Raw genomic sequence first — 19,642 nt, 5'->3', positions numbered from 1 at the left:
TCTTCCCACCCTATTCGTGAAGCTTAGGCCGCCGCCCGGTACCAGTCGACGCCGTTCTCGTCCCGCTCGCGGATCGCCTGCCCGCGCGCCATCAGGCAGTTGAGGTGGGCCAGGCTCTCGCCCGTGGCCAGGCCCAGCAGGTTCTCGTCGATCCGGCGGCGGAACAGGACGTGGAAGACGTCGACCACCCGCTTCGGCTCGACCAGCAGCTCGTGGAGCCGCGTCAGCCCGCGCTCGTGGCCGCCGACCAGATGGTCGATGCGCGCGTGCAGGCCGTGGAAGGGGTCGTTGTGGGCTGGCAGCACCAGCACCTCGTCCGGCACCTTGGTCTTGATCCGCTGCAGCGAGGTGATCCAGTCGGTCAGCGGGTCGCCGTCGGGCTCGGTGGGGAACACCGAGACGTTGGACGAGATCTTGGGCAGCACCTGGTCGCCGGAGATCATCAGCTTCAGGTCCGCGCAATGGAGGCTGGCGTGCTCGGGGCTGTGGCCGGAGCCGACCACCACCGTCCAGACATGGTCGCCGATCTTCACCGCATCGCCGTCGTTGAGGCGATGGAAGCTGTCCGGCAGGGCGTAAAGCCCGCGGCCGAACCCGCCGAACTTGGCGCGGTAGCTTTCGAGGGCGTCCTCGTCCCAGCCGGCGCCCTTGAAGAAGGCCAGGGCGTCGGCCGGCGCCTCGCGCCCGGTGTCGGCGGCCAGCGAGCGGCAGGTGACGAACTCCAGCCGGGTGATCCAGAGCCGCGCGTCGAACTTGCGGGTGAGATACCCCGCCATGCCGATGTGGTCGGGGTGCATGTGGGTCACGAAGACCCGCGTCACCGGCTTGCCTTCCAGCGGGCCTTTCAGCGCCGCGCGCCAGGCGTTGCGGCTCTCCAGTCCGCCGAGGCCGGTGTCGACGATGGCCCAGCCGTCGCGGCCGTCCGCGGTCTTCTCGGCGATGGCCCAGACGTTGATGAAGGCCAGCGCCCCGCCCAGCGGCATCCGCAGCCACTTCACGCCCGGGGCGATGTCGACCGCTTCCTCGCCGACCTTGGGGCCATGCTCGAACGGATAGACCAGCTTCGGCCGGTGGCTTTCCCAGCCGCCCTGTTCGATCCCGTCCCGCAAACGCCCGACTCCTGACAGTTCAGGCGTCCATTATCCGGTGCGGACCTTACGTAGGGCAACGCCTTCGTAAGGTCCGGCCCGTCAGCCGAAGATCCAGTCGCCGGTGAGGCTGGACTGCTGCACGCCGACCAACACCATCTGCGTGCCGCTGCCGAGGTCGATGACCACGTCGGCGCCGGACTGGCTGACCGTGTATCCGCCCAGCACGAACACCCGGTCGCCGTCGGCGCGGCTGAAGTCCAGCACACGGTCCAGGCCGGCGCCGGAAAAGGTGTGGAAGATGTCGCCGCCGGCGCCGCCGCTGAGGGTATCCGCGCCGCGGTCGCCCGAGACGAAGTCGGAACCGGCGCCGCCCGAGATCGAGTCGTCGTCCCGGCCGCCACGCACCACGTCGTTGCCGTCGCCGCCCGACAGGGTGTCGGCGCCCGCGTTGCCGTTCATGATGTCGAGGCCGCCCGCGCCGCTGAGGTTGTCGGCCCCGGAGAAGCCCTCGAGCAGATCGTTCAGGACCCCGCCGTTCAGCACGTCGTTGCCGCCCAGGAAGACCGACAGGTTGCTGAAGTCGGGCGCGCCCTGGCCGTAGGGCAGCGAGAAATCGGTGATCGAGAGCAGGGTCTGGTTGTTGAGATCCACCTTGAGACTGGTGAAGGTCCCGCCGGTCGGGAAACCCGCCAGCAGGGTGAAGTTGCCGCCGTAGACCACGTCCAGCGTCCCGGTGATCGTGCCCGAGATCGTGGCGCGAAGGGCCAGCGTCGTGGCGTTGGCCGTGACGATCTGCGTCGACCCGATCGTCAGCGACGCAATGTCGCCGAACGTGACCGTGCGAAAATCGGAACTGTACGAAAGCACCGCCATGGAACGCCCCCTCCAAGCCACAGATGACTGGCGTCCCTAGTGCCGGGCGGGCGGCGGCGGCTCATCCCCCTTTTGGGGGTGTGACCCGCGGGGGGTCAGGCGCCGGCGGGCGCGAATTGCTGGACCCAGCGGCGGAAAAGGCCGGGGTCGGACAGGCCCGCCTGCTGGGCCGCAACCTTGCCGCCGACGAAGCAGAACAGCGCGGGGATGCCCTGCACCCCGAAGCGCGCGGCCAGGGCGGGGTTTGCGTCCACGTCGATCTTGATGAACCGCGCCCCCGGCTCCAGCTCCGCCGCCGCCCGCTCGAAGATCGGCGCGATGGCCCGGCAGGGTCCGCACCAGCCGGCCCAGAAGTCCACGATCAGGGGCAGGTCGCTCTTGGCGAGATGCCGGTCGAACCGGGCGCCCTCCAGCGGGACCGGCGCGCCGGTGAACAGAAGCCTTTGGCATTTCCCGCATTTTGCGCCATCCCCGAGGCGGGAGGGCGGCAGCCGGTTGACGGCGTCGCAGTGCGGGCAGACCACATGCAGAGCGTCGGCCATGGAACCTCCTCGCCGATGACAACGGCGCAACGCCCATTCGGTTGAATGACGCCGCGTCGGGATGCCTATCTATGGGCGACGATAGCGCGGAGACGTCCATGGGCCAGATCAAAGACCAGCCGGATTCCAGCCTGGCCGCCCGGCTGGACCCCATCGTGGACGCCGCGCTGGCCGAGCAGCGGATCGCGGGCGCCGTGATCCTGGTGGCGCGCGAGGGGCAGCGCACCTACGCCCGCGCCGCCGGCCAGGCGGACGTCGAGGCCGGCCGGCCCATGACCCTGGACACCATCTTCCGGGCCTCGTCGCTGACCAAGCCCATCGTCACGGCCGCGGTGCTGTCGCTGGTCGAGGACGGCGTCATCGGGCTGGACGACCCGGTGACCCGCTACCTGCCCGACTTCCAGCCGAAGTGGCAGGGGCAGGCGCCGACCATCACCCTGCGCCAGCTGCTGACCCATACCGCCGGCCTCTCCTATGGCTTCATGCAGCCGGCGGACGGCCCGTACCTGAAGCTCGGCGTGTCCGACGGCATGGACCAGCCGGGCCTGGGCTTCGCCGAAGAGTTGAAGCGGATCACGGAGGCAGGCCTGTTCTTCCCGCCCGGCGCGGCCTGGCTCTATTCCGTGGGCCTGGATGTCCTGGGCGCGGCGGTGCAGGAGGCGACGGGCCGCACCCTGCCCGAGGTGGTGCGCGAGCGCGTGACCGCCAAGCTCGGGATGGCCGACACCGGCTTTTCCGTCACCGACCGGGCGCGGCTGGCCAGGGCCTATGCCGACGGGCCGCCGCCGGTCGCCATGGGCGCCACGCACACCGTTCCGTTCGCAGAGCTCTCCGGCATCCGCTTCGCCCCCGACCGCATCTTCGACCCGGGTTCCTTCCCCTCGGGCGGCGCGGGCATGGCCTGCACGGCCACCGACTTCCACCTGTTCCTCGAGACGATCCTGCACGGCGGCGCGCCCGTCGTCAGCGCCGAGACGGCGCAGGCGATGTGGACCAACCAGACCGGCGGCCATGCCATCGTGACCAGCGGCCCCGGCTGGGGCTTCGGGTTCGGCGGCGCGGTGATGCTGGACCCGGCCGCCTCCGGCTCTCCGCTGCCGGCCGGCGCCTGGATGTGGGGCGGGGTCTATGGCCACAGCTGGTTCGTCGACCCGGCCGGCAAGACCAGCTTCGTCCTGATGACCAACACCTCCACCGAGGGCATGAGCGGGCGCCTGTCGCAGGACCTGATGGCCGCGGTCGCCGCCGCCTGACGCCCCGCCTTGCCGTGGGGCGCGGCGCGGGGAATAGTCCCGGCCGCTTCTCGGGGAGGGTTTCCATGCTCAGGTTCGCCGCGGTCCTGACCGCCGCCACGCTCGCCGCCGGCTCGGCCGCGGCCCAGGCGCCGCAGCCCGGCGAGGCCGCGTTCCGCGCGCTCTACAAGGAGCTGGTGGAGACCAACACCACCTTCTCGGCCGGAAGCTGTACCCTGGCGGCGGAGCGCATGGCCGCCCGCCTGAAGGCCGCCGGGTTCGCCGACAGCGCCATCACGGTCTTCACCCCGCCGGGCGCGCCGAAGGACGGCGGCCTGGTGGCCGTCTATCCGGGCACGGACCCCAAGGCGAAGGCGATCCTGCTGTTGGCCCACATCGACGTCGTGGAGGCCAAGCGCGAGGACTGGACGCGCGATCCCTTCACCCTCGTGGAGGAGGACGGCTACTTCTACGGGCGGGGCGCCTCGGACGACAAATCCCAGGCGGCCATCTGGACCGATCTGCTGATCCGCCTGAAGCAGGAGGGGTTCAAGCCCCGGCGGGGGATCAAGATCGCCCTTACCTGCGGCGAGGAAGGCGGCGGCCAGGTCAATGGCGCCGCGTGGCTCGCGCAGAACCGCCGCGAGCTGATCGACGCGGCCTTTGCGCTGAACGAGGGCGCCGGCGGGGCGCTGGACAAGGCCGGCGGCAAGCCGGTGGTCCACAACATCCAGGCCGGCGAGAAGACCTCGGTCAGCTTCCGGCTGGAGGCTGTCAATCCCGGCGGGCATTCGTCACGGCCGGTCCCGGACAACGCCATCTATCACCTGGCCAAGGCCATCGACCGTATCGCCGCCTATCAGTTCCCGGTGCAGATGAACGACACCACCCGCGCCTACTTCGGCAAGATGTCGGGTGTTGTGGGCGGGGAGATGGGCGCGGCCATGAGCGCCATCGTCGCCAATCCGAACGACGCGGCCGCCAACGCGGTGCTGAGCCGCGACGCCAACCACAACGCCATCCTGCGCACGACCTGCGTCGCCACCCAGATCTCGGGCGGCCACGCGCAGAACGCCCTGCCCCAGCGGGCCAACGCCACGATCAACTGCCGGATCTTCCCGGGGGAATCCCCCGCCGCCGTTCGCGAGGCCCTGGTGAAGGCCGTGGGCGACGCCACGGTCGAGGTGTCCCAGCCGCCCAAGGGCCGCGGCGACACGCCCGCCCCGCCCCTGACGCGGGAGGTCATGGGCCCGATCGAGAAGGTCTCGGCCCAGATGTGGCCGGGCGTGCCCGTGGTTCCGATCCTCCAGGCCGGCGGCACCGACGCCAAGCCGCTGATCGAGGCCGGGATTCCCACCTATGGCGTCACCGGCATTTTCTACGATCCCGACCTCGGCCGGCTGCACGGCCTGAACGAGCGGATCGCCGTGAAGTCGCTGATGGACGCCCGCGAGTTCAGCTACCGGCTCGTGAAGCTGTACGCCCAGGCCAAGTGAGCGCCATCCGCCTCTGGATCGCCGCCAGCCACGACGCCGCGCACCGCAACGGCGGCTGGACCTATGTACGGGCCGGCGCGGGCGAGCCTGTGGCCTGGGCGGGCGGGGACCGGCGCACCACCCGCGCCCGGATGGCCCTGACCGCGTTCCTGGCTGCGCTCAAGGACCTGCCGCCGGACGCGAGCCTGTCGGTGGTCGCCCCGCGTGCCGACGCCCTGGTGCTGCACACCCTGCTGAAGCCGCCCGCGGACCCACCGGCCGACGACCTGGACCTGCGCGCGGTGCTGCAGGCGGCGCTGGCGGGGAAGACCTGGACCCTGGCCGTGGGCGATCCGGCCGGCCCGACGCCCGCTGCCTTCGCCGCCGCCTGGGCCGACACGGCCAGCGAGAAGGCCAAGATGTCGGGCGCCTTCACCAACGCCATCCCGAAGACCAACCTTGCCCGGGCCAAGGGCCTCTAGGCCAGCCGGCGGAAGCGGAACGCGTACGCGGCCGTCAGCAGGACCAGGAACGGGACGCCGTAGGCCAGCGTGAGGCGGAACGGTTCGGTGAAGGCCGTGGTCGCCAGGATCGCCGCCATCAGCCCGGCGCCCAGCAGGCTGCCATAGGGGTGGCCCCAGACGCGGAAGGCCAGCGTCTGCGCCGCCACACGCCGCCGGAACGCCAGGTGCGTCACAAAGATCATCATCCAGGTGAACATCGCCCCGAACATCGAGATGGCGATCATGCTGGTGAAAGCCTGGTCTGGCAGAAGGGCGTTCATGGCGGCGGCGACCGCCACGCCCAGGCTGGAAAGGCCCAGCGCCGCGACCGGGGCGCCCTGGCGGTTCAGACGGCCGAACACCGCCGGGGCCTGGCCCGCGCGGGACAGGGAGAACATCATCCGGGTCGAGGCGTAGAGCTGGCTGTTCATGGCCGACAGCGCCGCCGTCAGGATCACGAAGTTCATCACGCCCGCCGCCCCGGGCACGCCGGTGGCGGCCATCACCCGCACGAAGGGGCTGCCGCCGGCGCCGGCGGTCGTCCACGGAATGATGGCCAGCATCAGCGCCAGGCTCGCCAGGTAGAACACAACCAGCCGGAACAGCGTCGCCCGGAACGCCCGCGAGACGGCCACCCGCGGCTCCCGCGCCTCGCCCGCCGCCACGGCGATCACCTCGATGCTGAGGTAGCTGAAGATCGCCAGGATGACCGCGACCCACAGGCCCCAGAGGCCGTTGGGCATGAAGCCGCCGTGCGAGACGTAGTTGTGGAAGCCGATGTCCGACCCCGCCGGCGCGCCGAACACCACCACCGCCCCCAGGACGATGAACGCCAGGATCGCTGCCACCTTGATCAGGGAGAACAGGTACTCCAGCGCGCCGAACACCCTGACGCTGGTGGCGTTGATGGCGACCAGGCCGCCGGAGAAGCCGAGCACCCACCACCAGCCCGGCGCGTCGGGCAGCCAGTACTTCATGTAGAGGGCGACGGCGCTGACCTCGGTCCCCACCGCCAGCACCAGGCACGACCAGTAGGCGTAGCGAACCAGGAAGCCGGCCAGGGGGCCCAGGTATTCCTCGGCATAGACGCCAAAGGAGCCGGGCGTCGGCTGGGCGATGGTCATCTCGGCCAGGGCGCCCATGAGCAGCAGCGCGATGACGCCGCCGATCGCATAACTGACCAGCACCGAGGGCCCCGCGAGACCGATGGCGAAGGTGCTGCCGAGGAACAGTCCGGTGCCGACGGCGCCGCCGATGGCGATCATCGAGAGCTGGCCGCTCGTCAGGCTTCGGTGCAGACCCGCCTCGCGCGCGACCGGATCGTTCGGATCATCCATCGCAGCAGACGTGGACCGGCCGGCCCGGCGCGGTCAAGCCACGCTCAGTGCGCCTCGTTCATCCAGACCCTCAGCGCGCGCAGGAAGGGCAGCGCTTCACGGAATTCCTTTTGGGTGAAGCCCTCGCGCAGCTTCTCCACCTTAGGACGGATCGCGGCCATCGCGCGGCCATAGGCCTCGCGGCCCTCCGCGGTCATCCGCACCCGCTTTCGGCGACGGTCGGCCTGGCAGGGATCCACCGAAACCAGGCCCGCCCCCTCCAGACGCTGCAGCGTGTTGGTGATGGCCCCAGGGGTCATCTTCAGGGCTTCGGATATGTGCGCCGGCGTCAGGTCGTCGCCACGCCGGGCGATGAGGTTCAGCACCTCGTACTGGGGATAGCTGAGCCCCACCGGCAGGGCGCGGGAGATCGCGGTCCTCACGCCGTGCTCGATGAGGCTGATCTCGTCGAAGACCTGGACTTCCGGATGTTCCTCGATCACCGCGCCCATGCGGCCTCCTCCTCGCGAATCGTCGGCAGGCGAAGGATGTCGTTCGATCTTGAACGATTTATTTCGAAATTGAAGGAACGCGACCGCACCTGGCACGTCGCCGCGCAGGCGTCGCCTCGCCCCTGGCCGTCCAAGCCGATCGTCCCTGCCACCCAAGCCGTCCTGCGTCCCAGATGACTGGGCAGATGGTGTGGGCCGGCGCAGCTTGCAAGAACAGCGTCCGCCGAACGTGACCCGTTACGCGCCGGTGGCGACAAACGCCACGGCGGCTGCGGCGGCGGCGAGGCCCGTCCCGACGGCGAACAGCCGCCCGAACCGCCGGCCCCCGACCGCGACCGCGATCCCCGCCTTCGATCCGCTGTCGACAAGTGCGGCGAGCAGGGCGGCCTGGGCCGCGACGGCCGGGGCCAGGCCCTCGTTCGTGGTCATCCGCGCCACCGCCAGGGTTACGGCGTCGACGTCCACCAGGCCGGCCAGCGCCGAAAGCGGCAGGAGCCCCTGCGACCCGTAGACCGCCGACAGTGCCCGTGCCGCCGCCATGACCACGCCCAGCACGACGGCCAGCTTGATAACCAGGCTGAACTCGAACGGGCTCTTCATTGGCCAGCCCTCGCCCGACGCCGACGGGCGCGCGCGTCCGATCGCCACCACCCCGACAATCGCGGACACCACGACGAACACGCCCAGCGGCCAGGCCAGCCGCATCAGCAGCGGCGGCGCCATCACGGCGGCGACGACGAGCATCCGTAGCGCCATCACGCCGCCCGCGAACAGGGCGCCGGCGGCGGCGAGGCGCACCTGTCCCGAGTCCTGCCGGGCCACGCGCGCCAGGTTGAGCGTGACCGCCGTCGACGACACCAGCGCGCCGGCCAGGCTGGCGGCGATCAGCCCCCGCGACGGGCCGAACACCTTGACGAGGGCGTAGGCCGCGAACGAGACCCCCGCCAGGACGATGGTCAGCAGCCAGAGCTCATGCGGGTTGACCACCCCGTAGGGGCCGTACGCGCGGTCGGGCAACAGCGGCAGCACCACGAAGCTCATCGCCAGCAGCACCAGGGCGCTGCGCAGCTCGGGCCAGGTCAGCTTGCGAAGCCAGCCGTGCAGCGCGTCCTTGAAGGCCAGCAGGCCGGTAACCACCACCGAGGCGCCCGCCGCCACGCGCCAGTCGCCCACCGTGGCGTAGGCGCCCAGGGCGAAGACCAGCAGGGCCGCCACGATGGCGGTGACGGAATGGTCGTGCTCGTCGGCCTGTTCGCGCTGCTTGAACCAGATGAAGGCGGCGGCGTAGGGCAGGGCCAGCCCTGCGAACACCCACCCGCCCAGCGCCACGCTCAGGAGGCCGGTCAGCCCGCCCAACAGGCCGGTGAGTCCATAGGTGCGGAGCCCAGCGGTCCGGCCGCCCTCGGCCACGTCGCGCTCGCGCCAGCCCCGCTCGATGCCGACCAGCAGGCCGATGGCGAGGGCGAGCGCGAGGCGTTCAGGTTGATCGGCAGGCACGGCGACTCACCTCGGGCTGGGTTCGACCGGGGTGAGAATAGGCCGTATCGCCTGCCGAATTCAGGGGCGGATCAGGCCTTGGCGGGCTTCTTGCGCGCCACGCCGAGCAGGGTGATCAGGGCCGCCGCCGCCGACAATGCCGCCGCCGTCGTGGCGATCGGATGGGCCTTGGCCTCCTGCACCGCCTTCTCGGCGATGTAGCGAGCTTCCGGAGGCGTCTTTTCCGCCAGGGCCTTGGCCGCCTCGCGGAGGGCCTTGGCCGCCTGGGCGACCGCCTTCTCCGCGTCGTCGCTCAGGTCGTCCGCGGCGTTGTGCAGGGCCTTGGCGATGTCCTCGAGGCCGTCCTCGAGCTCATGCTTGACCGTCCGGGTGAGCGACTTCGACATGGTCTTCTCCTGGTCTGGGTTTCGAACCTCAGACTGCGGCCGGCGCAGGCGCGCCGCCTTGACCCACGTCAACAGGCGCACCGGCCGCGACCGAGCGGGCCAGGGCGGCAAGCATCGCTTCCCGCGCGGCGTCGTCGGGCAGGGCGTCCAGCCGCGCGTTCAGGTCCAGCAGCAGGCGGGCGCGGGCATTGTGCCAGTCCGGACGCGCCGCGGCCGCGGGCAGGATGCGCGCCTTGCCCGCGACGGCGGTGGCGCCGGCCTTGGTGAGCCGGAACCGCTCGTCGAGCGCCGGGATCGCCAGCTTGTCGGGCGCGAACCCTGCCTCGGCCAACGCGCCGCGCAGTCCCTCCAGCCCGTCCGGTTCGCCGTGAGCAAGAAACACCATCCCACTGACGGGCTGGCGCGCCTTGGCCCAGGCCACCAGGCCGCCCTGGTCGGCGTGCCCCGAGTAGATGTCGAGCGAGCGGATGCGCGCCCGCACGGAGATGTCCTCGCCCTGGATCCGAACCGAGCTGGCGCCCTCGGCGAGGTAGCGCCCGAGCGTGCCTGAGGCCTGGTAGCCCGGCAGCAGCACCGTGGCGTCGCGCCGCCAGAGCAGGCGCTTGAGGTGCTTGCGCACGCGGCCGGCGTCGCACATGCCGCTGGCCGCCAGGATGATGTGCCAGCCGCGCAGCCGCTCCAGCCGGTCGCTTTCCCAGGGCTCCTTGAGGAACATCAGCCGGCCGCTGTGGCGCAGGTCCTCGAAGGGATTGCGCTCCATCACCGGGCTCCACCCCCGTTCGCGGAAGACCTCGGTCGCCTCGATGGCCAGCGGCGAGTCCAGGAAGATGTCGGCCTCGGGGATCTCGCCGTCGCGGGTCAGGATCTGCAGGTCGGCCAGCAGCTCCTGCGACCGTTCCACGGCGAACGCCGGAATAAGCAGCGGCCCCCCGGCCTTCTGGGCATCACGCAGTTCGTTGGCGAGCAGACGGCGACGCGACGCGGGATCCAGCGTCGGCCGCACCCGCGAGCCGTAGGTCGATTCGATCACGAGGTAGTCGACCCCGGTCGGCCCTTCGGGATCCGGCAGGAAATCGCGCCCTCCCGGGCCCAGGTCCCCGGAGAACAGAAGGGTGACGGGCCCCTCCTCCGTCTCGACCCGCACCTCGATGGAGGCCGAGCCGAGGATATGGCCCGCTTCCCAGAAGGTGGCGGTGATCCCGGGCGCGACGTCGACCTCGCGGCCGAGCTTCACGGTCTTGAACAGCTCGAGGGTCCGCTTGGCGTCGCGCACCGTGTAGATCGGCTCGACCAGGTCGCGCCCACGCTGCTGGTTGCGCCGGTTCAGCTGGCGCACCTCGCTTTCCTGGATGTCCCCCGCGTCCGGCAGCATCACGGCGCAGAGGTCCCGGGTTCCGGCGGTGGCCAGAATCGGCCCCTTGAACCCGGCGCGAAGCAGCTTCGGCAACAGGCCCGAATGGTCGATGTGCGGGTGGGTGAGCAGGACGGCGTCCACCTCTTCGGCGTCGAAGGGGAAGCGCTCGTAGTTCAACGCCTTCAGGGTCTTCGATCCCTGGAACATGCCGCAGTCGATGAGCACATTCGCCCTGTCGGTCGTCAGGCGGGCGCAGAAGCCGGTGACGCAGCCGGCGGCGCCGTGGAAAGTCAGGTCGAACGGCATCGAAGTTTCCATCTACGAAGGTCCACCGGCAGGACTGCGCCCGGCCGTGGCGCGCCCAACGTCAGGGGCTGGGGCTCGCTCGGCCGGGCGGGCGGTGTCGGCGGGCGGCGGCGCCAGCTTCGCCTCCAGGCCAGCGTAGAAGTAGCCGACCTCGACGCCAAGCGCCTGGGCCAGACGGCCGATCATGCCGGCGGACATCTTGTTGGCCGCGGCCTCGTACTTCTGGATCTGCTGGAAACGCACGCCGCAGATGCTGGCAAGCTCGCGTTGAGTGAGACCGAGCAGCCGACGCCGCCGACGCACCCGCAGACTGAGCTGGCGGTCGAACTCGTCCATCAAGCGATCAACTCCCGGCCGGGCCGGGCTCCCAGGTCCGGGCGCGGGCTTCGCGCAGATGACGCCGCAGTTCCTCGACGTCGTCGCGCTTGCGCTCGTGCGGGTCCGTGGCGTCGACCCGGGCGGCGACCGCCGCCGGCAGCGCCTTCTTCAGCGCGCCAAGCGCATGGGGCGGCCCCATCAGGACCAGCCGGTCATAGTCGCCGCGCCCGGCGCTCACCATGAGCTGGGTGGCGACGCGCTTGAGGAAGCGCTTCTCCGCCTCGTGCTGCGGGTCCGCTTCGCCCCCGCCGTGGCGACCCGAACCGCTGCGCTGATGCACCGTGACCGATTGCCCGCGGCCGGCCTCACGCTCGGCGTCCGTGGCGCTCATCCGCAGCTCCGGCAGTTCCTTCAGGGCGCCCGAGCGCACACGCTCGGTGAAAAAGCGCGCTTCGATCGCATCCGCCGTGACGATCCAGGTGACGCCGCCTTGGTCCATGGTGTCCTCCACTCTTCTAGGCCCGAAGGTGCGCCGTTGCGCCGCGGCCGGCCCTGACACAGATCAAAGCCGGGCGCCTCCGTGCTGCTACTTAGGGGACGCTCCCAAATGTCGTGTTCGAGGGGGGAGGCGTAGCTGTTGGGTCATCGACCTAGGAGCCCGCGATGACCCTGGCCTACCCGCTCTCGGACCCCCGCACCGCCCGCCCGGCCTCGGCCCTGACCAACGCTTTCGAGCGTCACGGCGTGCGGATGACGTACGCCAGGAACGAAGAGATCTACGCCCAGGACGATGAGGTCGAGCACCTCTACCGGGTGGTGAAGGGCGTCGTGCGCACGAGCCGCCTGACCGCGGACGGCCGCCGCCAGGTCGGCGACTTCTACTACGTGGGCGATCTCTTCGGCCTCGAGCCGGGCCCCGATCATCGCTTCGCCGCCGAGGCGCTGGACGACTGCGAGATCCTGGTCGTCCGCCGCAGCGCCGTTCGCGCCTTCGCCGGCGACGCCGAACTGGACCGCGCCATCCTCGAAGCCCAGCGGGTCGAGATGGAACGCCTGCAGGAACATGTGGTCATGCTGGGCCGCAAGAGCGCCCGCGAGCGGGTCGCCAGCTTCCTGATGTCGATCGCCCAGCGGCAGTCCGAGGATCATGCGGACCTCGCCATGGGCCGCCAGGACATCGCCGACTACCTCGGCCTGACCATCGAAACCGTCTCGCGCATGCTCACCCAGCTGCAGGGCGAGGCGATCGTGGAGTTCCCCTCGTCGCGCCGCTTCCAGATCCGGAAGTGGACCGCACTTGAGGCGCTCGCCGCGTAGGGCGGGCAGCGCCTGTGCGGCCGCAGGCTTAGCGCCGGCCGCGACCTGCAACGGAGCCATCCCATGACCAAGACAATGGAACGGGTCGCCGCCGACGTGGTCGTCCATCCGGACACCTACAAGACGCTGCTCATTCACGCCGAGCCCGGTCTCGCATCGTCGCATCGGGTCGAAGCCGCCGTGCGCCTCGCCCGCGACCTGGATGCGCGCCTCGTCGGCCTGGGGGCCGAGGCGCTGGAGCCGATGCCGGCGTCGGATCCCTTCTTCGGCTACGGGGCCGGGGAGTGGGTGGCGGTCATGCAGGAGCAGGTCGGCAAAGACCTGGCCGCGGCCGAGGCCGCCTTCCGCCGCGACGCCACGGGCGTGGAGATCGAGTGGCGGGTCGTTCAGGACTATCCCCACCTTGCCCTCACGCGCCTTGCGCGGGCCGCGGACCTCATCGTGGTCGGTCCTCGCAGCCAGGTGAGCAGCACCCGCTCCGCGGACCCGGCCGATGTCGTGATGAGCGCGGGCCGGCCCGTGCTGGTGGTTCCGGAAGGCCGCCATCACCTGCACGCCCAGGCCGTCGTGGTCGCCTGGAAGGACACTCGCGAATGCCGGCGCGCGGTCGCCGACGCCATGCCCTTCCTGCGCCGGGCCGAGGACGTGATCGTGCACACGGTCAGCAAGCCTGAGCATGCCGACCAGGCCGTGTTCGAGATCGACGACGTGGTCGCCAACCTCAAGCGCCACGACGTCGAGGCGCGGTCGCTCGTGACCTCCGTGGCGCCCGAGGGCGTCACCGGCGAGATCGAGCGTGTCGCCCAGCTCAACAACGCCGACCTGATCGTCTGCGGCGCCTACGGCCACAGCCGCGTCCGAGAATGGGCGTTCGGTGGCGTGACCGACGACCTCTTGCACCGCCCCACGTTCTTTGTGCTGATGAGCCACTAGTGCGGCTGGCGCGGAGCCGTGGCGGCTCCGCGCGGATTCCAGGGAAACGACCATGCGCGTGACGCAAGCCCTCATCTGCGCCGCGGCTCTCGCCCTGGCGGCCTGTGCGACGACGCCGCCTCCGGCCGCCTCGGGCGCCGTGCCGCCGCTGCCGCGCCTCGACGCGGCCCAGCAGCGCGGGCACGACTTCGCGGTGCGACGCTGCTCCGGCTGCCATACGGTGGGCCTCGACGACGGCGGCGCCCAGGACGGTCCCGCCTTCTCCAAGCTGGCCCGCCTCTACAACCCGATCTCGCTGGAGCGCAGGTTCGCCGAGGTCTCCGCCCACGGCTTCGACCGGATGCCCGCGGTCCCCTTCACCCGCGCCGAGGCGGAGGACCTGGTGGCCTATTTCGACGCGCTGCACGGCAACTGACGCTGACGGAACTCGACCATGGCTTACGCCGACCTGCTGCTCACCGCGCTGACCTACCCTGACGCGACGCCCGACCGCGCCGTGCGCAGCGGCGTGGCGCTCGCCAAGCGCATCGGCGGCGCCGCCACCTTCCTCGCGGTCCAGGTGGATCTGCCCAAGCTGCACAACCCCCTCGCCAACGCCCTGATCAAGCTCGACAAGCTCAGCGAGCTGGAAGAAGCGCGGAGCCGCGCCACGGCGCAGTTGGAGAGCACCTGCGCCCGCATCGCCGCCGACATCGCCCACGAGTCGCTCCGCACCGAGATCCTGGTGGCCCGGCTTTACGAAGAGGCCGATGCGGTCGCCCGGGCGGCCCGGACGCGCGATCTTACCCTCGTGCCGATCGGCCCCGCCGTGCTGGCCGACCGCGACCTGGCCGAGACCGTCCTGTTCGGCTCCGGACGGCCGGTGATCGTCTATCCCGAGGCGGCGGAGATCGCCCCGGCCGACCGCTTCGACACCATCGCCATCGCCTGGGACGGCGGGGCGGCCGCGGCGCGGGCGGTGTCCGACGCCCTGCCCCTGCTGGCCAAGGCGCGCGAGGTCCGGATCTTCATCGCGCTGGGCGACAAGCCCCAGGCGGTCAAGGGCGCGGGCCACGAACTGGTCCGTCACCTCGCCGCCCACGGCGTGCAGGCCGGCGTCGACGAGCGTCTGGCCCACGACCAGTCGACCGGCCACCGCCTCGCCGACTACGTCGACACCACCCGGCCGGACCTGCTGGTGATGGGCGGCTATGGCCACGCCCGGCTGCGGGAGTTCGTCCTGGGCGGCGCCACCGACGCGATGCTCGAAGCTCCGCCATGTCCCGTACTGATGTCGCACTGAGCCGCCGCCGCATGTCGCCGTCCACGGGCGCGCCGCGCGGCCGCAACCTCCTGAATCCCCTTCGCGCGCCGGCCCAGATCGCCGCCCTGATCGTGCTGGGGATCCTGGCCTGGCGGCTGGCCGACGTCCTGCTCATGGCCTTCGGCTCGATCCTGACCGCGATCCTGCTGCACGCCCTGGCCCAGCCGCTGGTCCGGCGCCTTGGGCTTCCCCGGCCCGTGGCCCTGGCCCTGGCGGTGGCCGGCCTGACCGCCGCCATCGCCGGGACGATCTGGCTGTTCGGCCAGCAGATCGCGCTTCAGCTCGTGACCCTGAGCGAGCTTCTGCCGCGCGCCTGGGCCGCCCTGCAGGCGCCGCTCTCCGCCTCGCCGCTCGGCGCCTACGTGCTCGACGATCTGCAGCGCCTGCGACACGCCGACGGGCTGGTGGTGCAGACGGCCTCGCGCCTCGTGCAGGGGTCCGCCAGCGCGGCCGCCGCGTCGGTGATCGTCCTGTTCGCAGGCCTCTATCTCGCGTTCCACCCCGCGACCTACCTGCGCGGCCTGTTGCATCTCGTCCCGCTGCCCAGCCGCGAGCGGACGGCGGAAGTGCTGGCCGCCTGCGGCGAGGCCCTCAACCGCTGGCTGCTGGGTCAGCTCATGTCGATGCTGCTGGTGGGCTCCACCGTCGGCCTCGGACTCTGGTGGGTGGGGACGCCCTCGCCGCTGGCGCTGGGCATCCTGGCGGGGCTCGCCCAGTTCGTCCCGGTCGTAGGGCCCATGGCCGCCACCATCCCGGGGCTGATCATCGCCGCCAGCGCCGGCCCGCAGACCTTCGCCTGGACGGCCGCGGTCTACCTGGCGGCCTCCCAGTTCGAGGCCAATGTCGTGACCCCCCTGGTGCTGCGCCAGATGGTCGAGCTGCCGATGGCGGTCACGCTCTTCGCCGTCCTGGCCACCGGCGTGCTGCTGGGCCCGCTGGGCGTCCTCTTCGCCACGCCGCTGGCCGTCATCGCCTATGTGGTGATCCGCCTCGTCTACGTGGAAGACCTGCTCGGCGACCGGCTGGGCGCCGCGCCGGCTCCGGGAGCTGCGCCATGAGCACGTCCGACACCGGCGAGTTCCGGGCCCTGGCGCACCTCTCCCAGGACCATCGGCGGACGGCGCTGGCCGTGGGCGTCGGCATGATGGGGCTGGCCGGGGCCGCCGCCGCCTTTCCGGCCGAGACCACGCTCGCCGTCGGCGCGGCGAGCGGCTGGCTGCTCTGGCTGGCCGGCGCCCTGATGCTCGGCGTCTCCCTGGTGCTGTTCAACGGCCGGCTCCGGCTTCTGGGCGTGGCGGCCGCGCTGCCGGCGGTGGCCCTGGGCGTCTACCTGACGCTGAACCCCACCCTCGGCGCCCTGGCCGCGGCGCTGATGCTGGCCGCCGCACTGGCGATGGACGGCGGCTTCCAGCTCGCGGCGGCGCTCCACCTGCGCCCGCTCGCGGCCTGGCGCTGGCTGTTCGCCTCGTCCCTCACCAGCCTCACGGCCGCCGCCCTGCTGGGCGCCGGATGGCCCGAAAGGTCGCCGCACGCCGTCGCCTACCTCCTGGGCCTTGCCTTCCTCACCACGGGCGCGGCGCTGGTGGCGACCAGCCTCGCCCGCCCGGCGCCCGTTCGCTGAGCCGCCGCCGCCCGCGAAGTCGGAAGGTCGCCTTGCCACAACGCAACTTCGGCCCTACCGCTGGGTCCATGCCGCCCGCGCCGGATCCGCAGGTCGGCGAGCCCGGCCGCTTCGGCTGGATCTCGGGCTACGCCATCGCAGCGGCCGTGACGGCCGCTTGCGCGGTGCTGCGCCTGCTCGTCGAACCCTACGTGCACAGCGACGCGGCGCTCCTGCTCTTCGTGCCCGCGCTGCTGGCCAGCGGCGCCATGGGCGGGATCGGACCGACCCTCTTCGCCGGCGGCCTCTCGCTCCTGCTGAGCCTGACCTTCCTCGGGTTCCCCGCCGCGCCGACGCCGTCCTTCCTGGTGCTGGCCGGCGTCTTCGTCGGGCTGACGGTGGCCATCGGCATGGTGGGATCGCGCATGCGCCGGGACTCTTCGGAGATCCGGAACTTCGTCGGCGATCTGCAGGCCCGTGAAGCGCACCTGAAGTCGATCCTCGACACCGTGCCCGACGCCATGATCGTGATCGACGAGCGCGGGGTCATGCAGTCCTTCTCGACCGCGGCGGAGCGGCAGTTCGGCTGGACCTCGGCCGAGGTCGTGGGGAAGAACGTCAGCATGCTGATGCCCGCGCCCTACAAGGCGGCGCACGACGGATACCTGGAGCGCTACCTGGAGACCGGCGAGCGGAGGATCATCGGCATCGGCCGCGTCGTGGTCGGCGAGCGCAAGGACGGCTCGACCTTCCCGATGGAGCTCTCGGTCGGCGAGATGCACTCGGGCAAGCAGCGCTACTTCACCGGGTTCATCCGCGACCTGACCGAGCGCCAGGCGGCCGAGCGCCGGCTGCAGGACCTGCAGGGCGAGCTGGTCCACGTCTCGCGCCTGACCGCCCTGGGCGAGATGGCGTCGGCCCTGGCGCACGAGCTGAACCAGCCGCTCACGGCCGCCAGCAACTTCATGAAGGGCTGCCTCGTCCTGTTGAAACGCAAGCCGATCGACGAGGAGCGGCTCGCCGACATGATCGGCCAGGGCGCGGAGCAGGCCCTGCGGGCCGGGCAGATCATCCGCCGGCTGCGCGGCTTCGTGGCCAAGGGCGAGGCGGACCGGCGCATCGAGAGCCTGCCGCAGGTTCTGGAGGAGGCCGGCGCCCTGGCGATGATCGGCGCCCGCGAGCGCAGCGTCCGCCTGCGCTACGACATCGACCCCCGTGTGAACCTCGTGCTCATCGACAAGGTCCAGGTCCAGCAGGTCGCGCTGAACCTGATCCGCAACGCCGTCGAGGCCATGGAGGACACGCCGAAGAAGGACCTCTTCGTCGGCGCCCGCCCGGTGGCGGACGAGATGGTCGAGGTCTATGTGAGCGACACGGGCCATGGAATCGGCCCGGAGGCGGCGGAACAGCTGTTCCAGCCGTTCATGACCACCAAGGTCCACGGGATGGGCATCGGCCTGTCGATCTCGCGGACCATCATCGAAGCGCATGGCGGTCGGATCTGGGTCGAGCCGAATCCCGGAGGCGGCGCCGTTTTCCGCTTCACCCTGCCCGGCGTGCGGGAGGAGGAACTGACGCAAGATGAGTGAGCCGATCGTCCACCTGATCGACGACGACGAGGCGGTGCGCACCTCCCTCGCCTTCGTCCTGGAGATGAGCGATCTGCCGGCGAAGACCTATCCGTCGGCGATCGAATTCCTCGAGGTCGCCGAGACCCTGACGGGCGGATGCATCGTCACCGACGTGCGGATGCCCGAGATGAGCGGCCTCGACCTGGTCCGCCGCCTCAAGGAGCGCAACATCAAGCTTCCGGTGATCGTGATCACCGGCCACGGGGACGTGCCCCTCGCCGTCGAAGCCATGCGCGCCGGGGTGATCGACTTCATCGAAAAGCCGTTCGACGACGAGGTCCTGCTGCGGTCGATCCGCATGGCGCTCGACACCACCGCCGAGTCCGACGCCCAGGCCCAGGAGCGCCAGCGCTTCGAGGAGATGCTTTCGACGCTTTCGGGCCGCGAGAAGGACGTCCTGCGCGGCGTCATCGCCGGCAAGATGAACAAGGTCATCGCCTTCGAGCTGGGCATCAGCCCGCGCACGGTCGAGGTCTACCGCGCCAACGTGATGAGCAAGACCAACGCCAACGGCCTGTCGGAACTGGTCCGGATAGCATTGCTCGCCGGCTTCTGATCGGCTTGCGCCAGATCAAAGCGGCTGCTGCGGGCGCGCGGCAGGGTGAGTTCCATGGATCAGAGGCTGCCCCCCCACGCCCCCGTCATCTGTGTCGTGGATGACGACGACGCCGTGAGGCGCGCGCTGGAGTTCGCCCTCGATCTGGAAGGATTCGCCGTCGAGACCTACGCGTCCGGCGAGGCGCTGCTGCTGCGGACGCAGACCGACGAGCCGGCGTGCCTGGTGATCGACGAGCGGCTGCCCGGAGTCTCCGGCTTCGACACCCTGCGTCAGCTGCGGGCGCGACATCTGGGCGTGCCGGCGATCCTGATCACCAGCCATCCCAAGCCGGCCATCCGCGCCGCGGCCGCCGCGGCCGGCGTGCCCATCCTGGAAAAGCCGCTGCTGGGCGAGACCCTGGTCTCCGCGATCCGCGAAGCGATCGAGACCCGCCCCCCCAACTGACCCTTCGGCCGGCCGCCGCCTCAGGCGGCGTAGCCGCCGATGCGCTTGACGTTGCAGCGGGCCCAGAGGGCGTCGAGGGCCTCGGTGAGGTCGTCCATCATGCCGTCGGTGTGGCCGGGGCTGGGCGTGAAGCGCAGCCGCTCGGTGCCCCGGGGCACGGTGGGATAGTTGATCGGCTGGACATAGATGCCGTGGTCGTCCAGCAGGATGTCCGAGATCATCTTGCAGTGGACGGGATCGCCCACCAGCACCGGCACGATGTGGCTGACCGACGGCATCACCGGCAGGCCCGCCTTCTTCAACCGCAGCTTCAGCGCCGCCGCCCGCTCCTGGTGGGCCGCCCGCACCTCGGGGTGTTCCTTCAGGTAGCGGATCGAGGCCACCGCCCCGGCCGCCAGGGCCGGCGGCAGCGAGGTGGTGAAGATGAAGCCGTCGGCATAGCTGCGGATC

Annotated in this window: 23 protein-coding genes; 12 read left to right on the top strand and 11 right to left on the bottom strand. The window is 71.0% G+C overall.

The window, feature by feature from the left end:
* Window positions 1–23 precede the first annotated feature (23 nt).
* The 3 genes from A2790_RS17595 to trxC form a co-directional block, all read right to left on the bottom strand.
* Window positions 24–1,109 (bottom strand): MBL fold metallo-hydrolase, encoded by a 1,086-nt coding sequence (locus tag A2790_RS17595; protein ID WP_293394208.1) that lies wholly within the window; start codon window positions 1,107–1,109, stop codon window positions 24–26.
* Window positions 1,110–1,190: 81 nt separating this feature from the next.
* Window positions 1,191–1,964: a calcium-binding protein gene (locus tag A2790_RS17590; protein ID WP_293394205.1), complete on the bottom strand. Its 774-nt coding sequence runs from the start codon at window positions 1,962–1,964 to the stop codon at window positions 1,191–1,193.
* Between the two features lie 95 nt (window positions 1,965–2,059).
* Window positions 2,060–2,506 carry a thioredoxin TrxC gene (trxC, locus tag A2790_RS17585; RefSeq protein ID WP_293394202.1) on the bottom strand — a complete coding sequence of 149 codons (447 nt, stop codon included), beginning with the start codon at window positions 2,504–2,506 and terminating at the stop codon, window positions 2,060–2,062.
* Window positions 2,507–2,604: 98 nt separating this feature from the next.
* On the opposite strand from trxC, the gene A2790_RS17580 reads away from it, so the two are divergent.
* The 3 genes from A2790_RS17580 to A2790_RS17570 all read left to right on the top strand — a co-directional run bounded on the left by A2790_RS17580 (window position 2,605) and on the right by A2790_RS17570 (window position 5,695).
* Window positions 2,605–3,759 carry a serine hydrolase domain-containing protein gene (locus A2790_RS17580; RefSeq protein WP_293394199.1) on the top strand — a complete coding sequence of 385 codons (1,155 nt, stop codon included), beginning with the start codon at window positions 2,605–2,607 and terminating at the stop codon, window positions 3,757–3,759.
* Window positions 3,760–3,824: 65 nt separating this feature from the next.
* Window positions 3,825–5,234, top strand: coding sequence for a M20/M25/M40 family metallo-hydrolase (locus A2790_RS17575; protein WP_293394196.1), 1,410 nt, complete (start codon window positions 3,825–3,827; stop codon window positions 5,232–5,234).
* On the top strand, window positions 5,231–5,695 hold the full coding sequence (locus A2790_RS17570) for a hypothetical protein (protein ID WP_293394193.1): 465 nt from the start codon (window positions 5,231–5,233) through the stop codon (window positions 5,693–5,695). The genes A2790_RS17575 and A2790_RS17570 overlap by 4 nt, the downstream gene beginning before the upstream one ends.
* Here the strand turns inward: A2790_RS17570 and A2790_RS17565 are convergent.
* From A2790_RS17565 to A2790_RS17535, 7 genes are all read right to left on the bottom strand, one after another.
* On the bottom strand, window positions 5,692–7,053 hold the full coding sequence (locus tag A2790_RS17565; RefSeq protein WP_293394190.1) for an amino acid permease: 1,362 nt from the start codon (window positions 7,051–7,053) through the stop codon (window positions 5,692–5,694). The genes A2790_RS17570 and A2790_RS17565 overlap by 4 nt on opposite strands.
* A 44-nt stretch (window positions 7,054–7,097) precedes the next feature.
* Complete coding sequence (locus A2790_RS17560) at window positions 7,098–7,544, bottom strand: MarR family transcriptional regulator (protein WP_293394187.1); 447 nt, start codon at window positions 7,542–7,544, stop codon at window positions 7,098–7,100.
* Between the two features lie 237 nt (window positions 7,545–7,781).
* The gene (locus A2790_RS17555) at window positions 7,782–9,041 is read right to left on the bottom strand and encodes a DUF4010 domain-containing protein (protein WP_293394185.1); all 1,260 of its coding nucleotides are present in this window, start codon (window positions 9,039–9,041) and stop codon (window positions 7,782–7,784) included.
* Window positions 9,042–9,112: 71 nt separating this feature from the next.
* Window positions 9,113–9,427: a hypothetical protein gene (locus tag A2790_RS17550; protein ID WP_293394182.1), complete on the bottom strand. Its 315-nt coding sequence runs from the start codon at window positions 9,425–9,427 to the stop codon at window positions 9,113–9,115.
* Between the two features lie 28 nt (window positions 9,428–9,455).
* On the bottom strand, window positions 9,456–11,087 hold the full coding sequence (locus tag A2790_RS17545) for an MBL fold metallo-hydrolase (RefSeq protein WP_293394179.1): 1,632 nt from the start codon (window positions 11,085–11,087) through the stop codon (window positions 9,456–9,458).
* 12 nt (window positions 11,088–11,099) lie between these two features.
* On the bottom strand, window positions 11,100–11,423 hold the full coding sequence (locus A2790_RS17540; RefSeq protein WP_293394176.1) for a helix-turn-helix transcriptional regulator: 324 nt from the start codon (window positions 11,421–11,423) through the stop codon (window positions 11,100–11,102).
* Between the two features lie 7 nt (window positions 11,424–11,430).
* Entirely contained in the window at window positions 11,431–11,904 is a 474-nt protein-coding gene (locus A2790_RS17535) for a host attachment protein (RefSeq protein WP_293394173.1), read from the bottom strand.
* 164 nt (window positions 11,905–12,068) lie between these two features.
* Between A2790_RS17535 and A2790_RS17530 the strand changes: the two genes are divergently transcribed.
* The 9 genes from A2790_RS17530 (at window position 12,069) to A2790_RS17490 (ending at window position 19,192) form a co-directional block, all read left to right on the top strand.
* Window positions 12,069–12,722, top strand: coding sequence for a helix-turn-helix domain-containing protein (locus A2790_RS17530; RefSeq protein ID WP_293394170.1), 654 nt, complete (start codon window positions 12,069–12,071; stop codon window positions 12,720–12,722).
* Between the two features lie 63 nt (window positions 12,723–12,785).
* The gene (locus A2790_RS17525; RefSeq protein ID WP_293394167.1) at window positions 12,786–13,655 is read left to right on the top strand and encodes a universal stress protein; all 870 of its coding nucleotides are present in this window, start codon (window positions 12,786–12,788) and stop codon (window positions 13,653–13,655) included.
* Window positions 13,656–13,707: 52 nt separating this feature from the next.
* The gene (locus A2790_RS17520; RefSeq protein WP_293394164.1) at window positions 13,708–14,070 is read left to right on the top strand and encodes a c-type cytochrome; all 363 of its coding nucleotides are present in this window, start codon (window positions 13,708–13,710) and stop codon (window positions 14,068–14,070) included.
* A gap of 18 nt (window positions 14,071–14,088) precedes the next feature.
* Entirely contained in the window at window positions 14,089–14,937 is an 849-nt protein-coding gene (locus A2790_RS17515) for a universal stress protein (protein WP_293394161.1), read from the top strand.
* A complete protein-coding gene (locus tag A2790_RS17510) occupies window positions 14,913–16,016 on the top strand; it encodes an AI-2E family transporter (RefSeq protein WP_293394158.1) in 1,104 nt (367 codons plus the stop codon). The genes A2790_RS17515 and A2790_RS17510 overlap by 25 nt, the downstream gene beginning before the upstream one ends.
* A complete protein-coding gene (locus A2790_RS17505; RefSeq protein WP_293394155.1) occupies window positions 16,013–16,579 on the top strand; it encodes a DUF308 domain-containing protein in 567 nt (188 codons plus the stop codon). Before A2790_RS17510 ends, A2790_RS17505 begins: the two co-directional genes overlap by 4 nt.
* Window positions 16,580–16,611: 32 nt before the next feature.
* Window positions 16,612–18,147 (top strand): PAS domain-containing sensor histidine kinase, encoded by a 1,536-nt coding sequence (locus tag A2790_RS17500; RefSeq protein WP_293394152.1) that lies wholly within the window; start codon window positions 16,612–16,614, stop codon window positions 18,145–18,147.
* On the top strand, window positions 18,140–18,745 hold the full coding sequence (gene fixJ / locus A2790_RS17495) for a response regulator FixJ (protein WP_293394149.1): 606 nt from the start codon (window positions 18,140–18,142) through the stop codon (window positions 18,743–18,745). The genes A2790_RS17500 and fixJ overlap by 8 nt, the downstream gene beginning before the upstream one ends.
* 54 nt (window positions 18,746–18,799) lie before the next feature.
* Entirely contained in the window at window positions 18,800–19,192 is a 393-nt protein-coding gene (locus A2790_RS17490; RefSeq protein WP_293394146.1) for a response regulator, read from the top strand.
* A gap of 20 nt (window positions 19,193–19,212) precedes the next feature.
* On the opposite strand, the gene A2790_RS17485 is transcribed toward A2790_RS17490, so the two are convergent.
* The coding region (locus A2790_RS17485; protein ID WP_293394143.1) for an aminotransferase class I/II-fold pyridoxal phosphate-dependent enzyme at window positions 19,213–19,642 on the bottom strand (430 nt) is incomplete at its 5' end.

The sequence above is a fragment of the Phenylobacterium sp. RIFCSPHIGHO2_01_FULL_69_31 genome (genome assembly GCF_001824475.1).
Taxonomy (GTDB): Bacteria; Pseudomonadota; Alphaproteobacteria; order Caulobacterales; family Caulobacteraceae; genus Phenylobacterium.
Note: the sequence above shows the minus strand (reverse complement) of the source record. Positions and strands in the feature narration are given on the sequence as shown.

Bases quoted from the DNA above. Each gene is read 5' to 3' on its own strand.
- fixJ (WP_293394149.1), top strand. From the start codon at position 18,140: ATGAGTGAGCCGATCGTCCACCTGATCGACGACGACGAGGCGGTGCGC.
- A2790_RS17540 (WP_293394176.1), bottom strand. From the start codon at position 11,423: ATGGACGAGTTCGACCGCCAGCTCAGTCTGCGGGTGCGTCGGCGGCGT.
- A2790_RS17535 (WP_293394173.1), bottom strand. From the start codon at position 11,904: ATGGACCAAGGCGGCGTCACCTGGATCGTCACGGCGGATGCGATCGAA.
- A2790_RS17560 (WP_293394187.1), bottom strand. From the start codon at position 7,544: ATGGGCGCGGTGATCGAGGAACATCCGGAAGTCCAGGTCTTCGACGAG.
- A2790_RS17530 (WP_293394170.1), top strand. From the start codon at position 12,069: ATGACCCTGGCCTACCCGCTCTCGGACCCCCGCACCGCCCGCCCGGCC.
- A2790_RS17525 (WP_293394167.1), top strand. From the start codon at position 12,786: ATGACCAAGACAATGGAACGGGTCGCCGCCGACGTGGTCGTCCATCCG.
- A2790_RS17505 (WP_293394155.1), top strand. From the start codon at position 16,013: ATGAGCACGTCCGACACCGGCGAGTTCCGGGCCCTGGCGCACCTCTCC.
- A2790_RS17490 (WP_293394146.1), top strand. From the start codon at position 18,800: ATGGATCAGAGGCTGCCCCCCCACGCCCCCGTCATCTGTGTCGTGGAT.
- A2790_RS17590 (WP_293394205.1), bottom strand. From the start codon at position 1,964: ATGGCGGTGCTTTCGTACAGTTCCGATTTTCGCACGGTCACGTTCGGC.
- A2790_RS17575 (WP_293394196.1), top strand. From the start codon at position 3,825: ATGCTCAGGTTCGCCGCGGTCCTGACCGCCGCCACGCTCGCCGCCGGC.
- A2790_RS17550 (WP_293394182.1), bottom strand. From the start codon at position 9,427: ATGTCGAAGTCGCTCACCCGGACGGTCAAGCATGAGCTCGAGGACGGC.
- A2790_RS17510 (WP_293394158.1), top strand. From the start codon at position 14,913: ATGTCCCGTACTGATGTCGCACTGAGCCGCCGCCGCATGTCGCCGTCC.
- trxC (WP_293394202.1), bottom strand. From the start codon at position 2,506: ATGGCCGACGCTCTGCATGTGGTCTGCCCGCACTGCGACGCCGTCAAC.
- A2790_RS17580 (WP_293394199.1), top strand. From the start codon at position 2,605: ATGGGCCAGATCAAAGACCAGCCGGATTCCAGCCTGGCCGCCCGGCTG.
- A2790_RS17565 (WP_293394190.1), bottom strand. From the start codon at position 7,053: ATGGATGATCCGAACGATCCGGTCGCGCGCGAGGCGGGTCTGCACCGA.
- A2790_RS17515 (WP_293394161.1), top strand. From the start codon at position 14,089: ATGGCTTACGCCGACCTGCTGCTCACCGCGCTGACCTACCCTGACGCG.
- A2790_RS17520 (WP_293394164.1), top strand. From the start codon at position 13,708: ATGCGCGTGACGCAAGCCCTCATCTGCGCCGCGGCTCTCGCCCTGGCG.
- A2790_RS17545 (WP_293394179.1), bottom strand. From the start codon at position 11,087: ATGCCGTTCGACCTGACTTTCCACGGCGCCGCCGGCTGCGTCACCGGC.